Consider the following 6,769-nt stretch of genomic DNA (forward strand, 5'->3'; position numbering starts at 1 on the left):
CGGACGACGAACGCGCCACTGAACGACGGCACGTTGAGCGTCGGCCCGCTTCATCACGGCCCTCGGGTTGGGAAGCAAAGTGGCCTCTGATCAGGCACGCTGTCGCGTCGACGGCCGCGCGGGTCGGTGCGAAATGCGATCTTTGGGACGAACCAGTCGGCCAGGTTAACGTGACGTGTCATCTCGGCGCGGCAAAAAAGGGTGGCACGGAAACTCTGGCAAATCCCCGATTTGCCCTTAAGGTCTTGGACCATGACCGACGACGCCGCCGCGCCCGATACAACGGGGGACGCTTCTACAGGGGACGCCAGCGCCGCCAACAGCGCGCCGATGATCTCGATGCGCAATGTGCAGAAGCATTTCGGTGAACTGCATGTACTGCGCGATATCAACCTCGAAGTCCCCAAGGGACAGGTCGTCATCGTTCTCGGGCCCTCGGGCTCCGGGAAGTCGACGCTCTGCCGAACCATCAACCGCCTGGAACCCATCGACTCCGGCGATATCGCCATCGACGGCGTCCCGCTGCCCGCCGAGGGCCGCGGACTGGCCGCACTGCGGGCCGACGTCGGCATGGTGTTCCAGTCCTTCAACCTGTTCGCGCACAAGACGATCGTCGAGAACGTCATGCTCGCGCCGCTCAAGGTTCGCAAGATCAAGAAGGATGACGCGCGCAAGCACGCCATGGAACTGCTCAACCGCGTCGGCATCGCGAACCAGGCCGACAAGTACCCCGCCCAGCTGTCCGGTGGTCAGCAGCAGCGGGTCGCCATCGCCCGGGCGCTGGCGATGAATCCGAAGGTGATGTTGTTCGACGAGCCCACCTCGGCCCTGGACCCGGAAATGGTCCAGGAGGTGCTCGACGTGATGGTGTCGCTCGCCAAGGAAGGGATGACCATGCTGGTCGTCACGCACGAGATGGGCTTCGCCCGGCGTGCGGGCAACCGGGTTCTGTTCATGGCCGACGGTCAGGTCGTCGAGGACGCCGAGCCGGAGGTCTTCTTCACCGCACCCAAGTCCGACCGTGCCAAGGACTTCCTCGGCAAGATCCTGAGCCACTGAGCCATCCGGCGACGAGCTCACCACAGACCAACAACCCACCAGAGAAGTAAGGAAATTCGATGAGGTTCAACCGTGCCCTGCGACTCGGTGTCGGAGCGATCGCTCTGACGCTCACCGCCATGACCGCCACCGCGTGTGGCGGCGGCGAGACCAAGTCGGCCCTGGACAACGCCAAGGGCGGCAAGCTCACGATCGGCATCAAGTTCGACCAGCCGGGCCTGGGCCTGCGGGACAAGGACGGGTCCTACAGCGGTTTCGACGTCGAGGTCGCCAAGTACGTGGCGGACAAGCTCGGCGTGAAGCCCGACGGCATCACCTGGAAGGAAGCCCCGTCCGGCCAGCGCGAGACGCTGATCGAGAACGGCCAGGTCGATTACATCGTCGGCACCTACTCGATCACCGACGCCCGCAAGCAGAAGATCGACTTCGCCGGCCCGTACTACGTTGCCGGACAGTCGTTCCTGGTGCGTGCCGACAACAACGACATCTCCAGCCCGGAAAGCCTCAAGGGCAAGAAGGTCTGCTCGGTGAAGGGCTCCACCCCCGCCCAGAACATCGAGAAGAACTTCAAGGACACCCAGCTGCAGACCAACGACACCTACTCGCTGTGCCTCGAGGGCCTGCGCGCCGGTTCGTGGGACGCGGTGACCACCGACGACATCATCCTGGCCGGCTACGCCGCGCAGAGCACCGGCGCGTTCAAGGTCGTCGGCAAGCCGTTCACCACGGAGAACTACGGCATCGGCCTGAAGAAGGGCGACAAGGAGTTCCGCGACAAGGTGAACGACGCGATCGAGGCGATGTTCGCCGACGGCTCCTGGAAGAAGGCGTTCGACGCCACCGTCGGCAAGTCCGGCTACCAGGCGCCGGAGCCGCCGAAGGTCAACCGGTACTGAGCATTTCCTCCTGCACGGGTGGCCCGGTCCTACCGGTCCGGGCCACCCGCCGCATTTCCCTTGCACATCGAGACCCGATCGGAGGGACGCGTACGCCGTGTTCGACCTGATCTCGAGGTATGACGACCAAATCCTCGACGCCTTCTGGGTGACCATCAAACTGACCGTCGCGTCGGCGGTCGGCGCGCTGATCCTGGGCACATTCGTCGCCGCGTTGCGCGTGTCCCCGGTGCCCATCGCTCGCGCGGTCGGCACAGCCTACGTCACCATTTTCCGTAACACCCCACTCACGCTGATCATCGTGTTCATGTCGCTCGGCCTGTACACCACGATGGGCTGGAAGCTCGCAGGCGAAGGACCGAATTCGGTCGCCGAGAACAACTTCCGGTTCGCCGTGCTCGGACTCAGCATCTACACCGGCGCATTCGTGTGCGAATCGCTGCGCTCGGGCATCAACACCGTGGCCATGGGCCAGTCCGAGGCCGGTCGTTCGCTCGGCCTGACCTTCACTCAGAATCTGCGGCTCATCGTGCTGCCGCAGGCTTTCCGGTCGGTCATCGCGCCGCTGGGCAGCGTGCTCATCGCGCTGACCAAGAACACCACGATCGCCTCGGCGATCGGCGTGGTCGAGGCCGCGACCCTGATGGCGAACATCAACGAGAACGAGGCCGCGGTGGTCGCCGTCGGCGCCATCTTCGCGCTCGGCTTCGTCATCCTGACCCTGCCCACCGGCCTGTTCTTCGGCTGGCTGGCCAAACGATACGAGGTGGCTCGATGAGCACTGCGTCTTCGGTGCTCTTCGACGCACCGGGCCCCCGCGGACGTATCCGGCACTACATCTACTCGGTCGTGGTCGTCGCCGCCGTAGCGGCGTTCCTGTGGGTGCTCTACAGCGGCTTCGCCGACAAGGGACAGTTCACCGCCGAGAAGTGGAAGCCGTTCCTCGAGGCGGACGTCTGGACGACCTACCTGCTGCCGGGTTTGCAGGGCACGATCGTCGCGGCCTTGCTGTCGATCGTGTTCGCGCTGATCATCGGCATGGTCTTCGGCATCCTGCGGATGTCGGATCACCGGTGGGTGCGCTGGATCGCCGGCGCGATCGTCGAGGTCTCCCGGGCCATCCCCGTGCTGATCCTGATGATCTTCCTGTTCGCCCTGTTCTCCAAGAACAAGGTGTTCAAGGTCGACGACCTGGCACTGGCGGCCGTGGTGATCGCGCTGACCGTCTACAACGGCTCGGTCATCGCCGAGATCGTCCGCGCCGGCATCAAGTCGCTGCCGCGCGGCCAGACCGAGGCCGCCGTAGCCCTCGGCATGCGCAAGAACCAGCTGATGCGGCTGATCCTGCTGCCGCAGGCGATCACCGCGATGCTGCCCGCGCTGGTCTCGCAAATGGTTGTTGCGCTGAAGGACTCGGCGCTCGGCTACCAGATCACCTACACCGAGATCGTGCGCTCCGGCCAGCAGCTCGGTGCGGCCGAACAGAACACGATCCCCTCGCTGATCATCATCGCGATCGTGATGATCGTGCTGAACAGCGCGTTGACCTTCGTGGCGACGAAGCTGGAGCAGCGTTTGCGGGCTCGGAAGAAGGCCAAGGGTGGTGGCGGCGTCGTCGCGGCCGACTCGATTCTCACCGACGCGGCGCCCGGAGTGGACCTCGCCGGTAAGAAGTAACTCGACATGCCGAATGCGCTGGAACGGTAATCCGTTCCAGCGCATTCGCCGTTTCCGGGCCGATGCGCAGCGGCGGCGGATCGTCATTTCGAGTGATGCCGGGCCGCCGAGGCCGTCTATACGATCAGAGGTGTGCGCATAGGACCGCGGGTCTCCGGTTTGCTGGCCTTCATCGTGCTGCTCCTGGTCGCCGGTGCGACCGCGTGGGAGCAACAGCCGCACGGGCATCGTCCCGAGTCCGCGCCGGTCGCGGAGTTCAGCGCCGCACGGGCGATGCGGATCGTCGAGGAGATCGCGCAGCGGCCGCATCCGGTCGGCACACCCGAGCACGACCGGGTCCGCGACCATCTCGCCGGCGAGTTGCGCGCGCTCGGATTGGACACCGAGATCCAGGAAGGCATCGGCCGCTACCCCACCGGCGTCGTGCGCGACGTGCTCGGCATGGGCCGCGTCGCGAACATCATCGCCCGGCTGCCCGGCACGAACTCGACGGGCACGGTTTTCCTTACCGCGCACTATGATTCGGTGGCTTCCGGTCCCGGCGCGAACGACGACGGCGTGGGCGTCGCGGCGATCCTGGAGACCGTACGCGCGCTCCGTGCCGCGGGCACCGCGGTGCGCAACGACGTGGTCGTGCTGCTCACCGACGGCGAGGAACCGGGACTGCTCGGCGCGGAAGCCTTCGTCGCCGCGGGCATGGACGGCAGGAAGATCGGCGTGGTCGTCAATCACGAGGCGCGCGGTGCGGGCGGCCCGGTCCTGATGTGGCGGGTCACCCATCCCGACGGTGCGCTGGTGCGGGCCGTCGCGAACGCCGCCCCGCACCCCAACACCGACTCGCTGACCACCACCCTGGCCGGTGCGCAGACGAGCAGCAACACCGACTTCGCCTCCTTCGAACCGGGTGGGCTGCGAGTGCTCGACTGGGCCTACGCCGGGCGAAGCGCCTACTACCACAACCGATTCGACGATCCCGCTCATGTGGATCCGGCGACGGTGCAGCAGATGGGCGACAACAGTCTGGCTCTGGTCCGCGAACTCGGCGACGACGATCTCGCCGCAACCGATGACGTCGATCGCGTGTACTTCCAGTTGCCGTTCGGGGTACTGATCGTCGTGCCGATCTGGGTGATCTTCGCGCTCGCGGTGGCCACCGTCGTGGTGGTGGCACTGGTCGTGCGGCAGTTCCTGCGCGCGGGTGAGACCAGCCTGCGCCGCGTGCTCGGTTCCGGTGCGACGGCCTTGCTCACCGCGCCGATCGCCACCGGTGCGGTGTACGGGATGTGGGAGCTGCTCAAGGTCATCCGGCCGGAGTATCGTCCGCTGTTCGTCGACCCGTATCGACCTGAATTCTTCTATGTCGCAATCCTTGCCGTGTCGGCCGCGGTGCTGTTCGCCTGGTTCGCGCTCGCCCGGCGACTGTTCGGCGCCGACGCGGCGGCGGCGGGATTGCTGAGCTGCCTGGCACTGCTCGGCGGTGTGCTCACCGCCCTCGCACCCACCACCGGCCATCTGCTGGTCGTGCCCACTTTCGCGGCCGCGGTGGGCGTGGGGATCACGTTCGCGGTGCCCGAGCGATGGCGGCTGCCCGTGCTCACCGTGTTCCTGATTCCGGCGGCGATCTTCCTCGGCAGCGCGACCTGGCCCGCATTGCAGACCGGCATCACCACCGCGCCGTTCCTGGTGGCGCCGGCCGTCGCGCTCGTCGGCGGTCTGCTACTGCTGACGCTCACGAAAACCTGGCCTGCACAGCACGGTTGGGTCATTCCGGGTGCCGCGCTGCTGCTCGCCGTCGCGCTGGCAGCGACCGGACTAGCGGTCGATCGCTTCGATGAGCGGCATCCGCTGACCTCGCAGCTCGTCTACGCCTTCGACGCCGATCGCAATGAGGCGCAATGGATTTCCAGGGAAACGCCCGACCGCTGGACGCGTGAGCTGGTCGGCCCGGAGACACCCGGGCCTCGGTTCACCCAACTCTGGCCGAATATCGGCGCCAGTGGTCCAGCACCGGTTGCGGCGTTGTTGCCCCCGGTCGCCGAAATCCTCTCCGATACAACGACTTCCGATCAACGCACGGTGAAGCTGCGGATCCGGTCGCAGCGCGACGCCACGATCATCGATCTGCGCTACGAGACCGCCCCGCGGTCCCTGCGCGTCGCGGGCCGCGAAGTGAACGAGCCGCCCGCGAAAGGTATCCACTTCAACGCACCTGCGCGCGAAGGGATCGAGATCGAACTCACCGCCCCCGCGGGCCCACTCGCGCTCGACGTCGTCGACTACACCTACCTTCCCGACTCTCGGCTGGCAGTGCTCCCGCCCGTCCCCGGCGACATCTACTTCCGGCAGGACAGCTCGGCCGCGGTGTTCACCGCGGTGCGCGGGCTGTGATGCCGGCGCGTTCGGGGGCTACCAGGGCAGCGCGACGCCGTCGCGGAAGAAGCCGCCGGTCGGCCCGTCCGGCCCGAGCGTCGCTGCCCAGACGACACCTTTCGCGCTCTCCTGCGGGCTTCGCGCGTGCTCCTCGTCGCCGGTCTCGGGATGCGTGGCCGTCTCGCCGGGGCACACGGCATTGACCAGCACACCGGTACCGGCGAAAGCGTTGGCCAGCTTGACGGTCAGCGCATTGAGCGCACTCTTCGACAGCGAGTAGCCCGGCAACAGGCCACCGATCCCGGGATCGGACAGACCGTCCGCGAACGACCCCGCCGCGCTCGACACGTTGACGATGCGACCATGGCCGGACTCACGCAGCAAGGGCGCGAACGCAGCGCTGGTCTGCCAGGGCCCGAAGAAGTTCACCTCCATCGCGTCCCGGGCCCGCGCCATATCGGCCGTCAACAGCGACTGATCGATATCGAACCCGCCCGCAGCATTGTTGATCAGCACATCGAGAGCGCCGAACTCGGTGCGGACGAAATCGGCAGTTTTCGCGATACCGGCCGGGTCGGTCACATCGAGTTGCGTGGCGCACACCGAAAGCCCCTCCGTGGCAAGCAGATCGGCGAGCGGCCCGGTTCGGCTCAGGTCGCGTCCGGTGATGATGACCTGGTGACCCCGCACAGCGAGTTCACGAGCGACAGCGATGCCGAGGCCCTGCGCGCGTCCGACGCCGGTGACGAGCGCGACCTTACGCTTCT

The 6,769-nt window shown here is 66.6% G+C and carries 6 protein-coding genes; 5 read left to right on the plus strand and 1 reads right to left on the minus strand.

Translation table 11 applies throughout. The annotated features are described in order from the left end of the window. Positions 1-330 precede the first annotated feature (330 nt). From NBRGI_RS30585 to NBRGI_RS30605, 5 genes are all read left to right on the plus strand, one after another. Positions 331-1,059 carry an amino acid ABC transporter ATP-binding protein gene (locus NBRGI_RS30585; RefSeq protein WP_014986798.1) on the plus strand — a complete coding sequence of 243 codons (729 nt, stop codon included), beginning with the start codon at positions 331-333 and terminating at the stop codon, positions 1,057-1,059. Between the two features lie 59 nt (positions 1,060-1,118). Further along, a complete protein-coding gene (locus tag NBRGI_RS30590; RefSeq protein WP_029900663.1) occupies positions 1,119-1,955 on the plus strand; it encodes a glutamate ABC transporter substrate-binding protein in 837 nt (278 codons plus the stop codon). A 97-nt stretch (positions 1,956-2,052) separates the two neighbouring features. After that, complete coding sequence (locus tag NBRGI_RS30595) at positions 2,053-2,733, plus strand: amino acid ABC transporter permease (protein ID WP_014986800.1); 681 nt, start codon at positions 2,053-2,055, stop codon at positions 2,731-2,733. Further along, positions 2,730-3,632 (plus strand): amino acid ABC transporter permease, encoded by a 903-nt coding sequence (locus NBRGI_RS30600; protein WP_029900664.1) that lies wholly within the window; start codon positions 2,730-2,732, stop codon positions 3,630-3,632. The genes NBRGI_RS30595 and NBRGI_RS30600 overlap by 4 nt, the downstream gene beginning before the upstream one ends. A gap of 132 nt (positions 3,633-3,764) precedes the next feature. Further along, entirely contained in the window at positions 3,765-6,020 is a 2,256-nt protein-coding gene (locus NBRGI_RS30605) for a M20/M25/M40 family metallo-hydrolase (RefSeq protein WP_148311001.1), read from the plus strand. Between the two features lie 18 nt (positions 6,021-6,038). Here the strand turns inward: NBRGI_RS30605 and NBRGI_RS30610 are convergent. Then, positions 6,039-6,769 (minus strand): SDR family NAD(P)-dependent oxidoreductase (locus tag NBRGI_RS30610; protein ID WP_036561562.1); only part of this gene is annotated, 731 nt, incomplete at its 5' end.

The sequence above is a fragment of the Nocardia brasiliensis IFM 10847 genome (assembly GCF_000710915.1).
GTDB classification, from domain to species: Bacteria; Actinomycetota; Actinomycetes; order Mycobacteriales; family Mycobacteriaceae; genus Nocardia; species Nocardia brasiliensis_A.

What these genes read in the sequence shown, in the direction of transcription:
- NBRGI_RS30585 (WP_014986798.1), top strand. Translation starts at nt 331, where the DNA reads ATGATCTCGATGCGCAATGTGCAGAAGCATTTCGGTGAACTGCATGTA.
- NBRGI_RS30600 (WP_029900664.1), top strand. Translation starts at nt 2,730, where the DNA reads ATGAGCACTGCGTCTTCGGTGCTCTTCGACGCACCGGGCCCCCGCGGA.
- NBRGI_RS30590 (WP_029900663.1), top strand. Translation starts at nt 1,119, where the DNA reads ATGAGGTTCAACCGTGCCCTGCGACTCGGTGTCGGAGCGATCGCTCTG.